The organism is Proteiniclasticum sediminis (genome assembly GCF_018128025.1).
GTDB lineage: Bacteria > Bacillota > Clostridia > Clostridiales > Clostridiaceae > Proteiniclasticum > Proteiniclasticum sediminis.
In genome coordinates, this window is record NZ_JAGSCS010000069.1 from 1 (window position 1) to 741 (window position 741).

At 51.6% G+C, this 741-nt stretch carries 1 protein-coding gene; it reads left to right on the plus strand.

Annotated elements, in window-relative coordinates; translation table 11 throughout:
• The coding region (locus KCG48_RS15160; protein WP_211802898.1) for a VirB6/TrbL-like conjugal transfer protein, CD1112 family at window positions 1-663 on the plus strand (663 nt) is incomplete at its 5' end.
• Window positions 664-741 lie beyond the last annotated feature (78 nt).

A 741-nucleotide genomic window follows, 5' to 3' on the forward strand; every position in this document is an offset into this window, starting at 1 on the left:
GGCGTGATCCTTGCCTTTGTGATGACCTACGAGCTCATCCAAATGGTCATCGACCGGAATAATCTTCATGACATCGACACCTGGATCTTTTTCAAATGGATCTTTAAAACCTTTGTGGCCGTCCTTCTGGTCACCCATACCTTTGATATCGTCATGGGCATCTTCGATATGGCACAGTCTGTAGTCAACAGCGCTTCCGGCGTCATTTCAGCGGACGCCTCGGTGGATCTAGCCACCACAGTGGCTGACCTTCAGACAAGGCTGAGCGCCATGGAACTGGGTCCGCTCTTCGGACTCTGGTTTCAGAGCCTGTTCATTGGCTTTACCATGCAAGCCCTGAGTATCTGTATTTTCCTGGTCATCTATGGCCGCATGATCGAGATCTATCTGGTCACGTCGGTAGGGCCCATCCCCATGGCCACCATGGTCAACCGGGAATGGGGCGGTATGGGACAGAATTATCTTCGCTCTCTTTTGGCCCTGGCCTTCCAGGCCTTCCTCATCATGGTCTGCGTCGGTATCTATGCCGTCCTGGTGCAGAACATTGCCACGGAAACCGACATCATTAAGGCTGTCTGGACCACATTGGGATATACGGTTCTTCTCTGCTTCACCCTGTTCAAGACTGGAAGTCTTGCCAAATCCATCTTCAATGCCCACTAAACGAAAGGAGGAAAGCCTGTGGCCTATGTCCCTGTACCCAAGGATCTGACCAAGATCAAGACCAAGGTGATGCTCAAT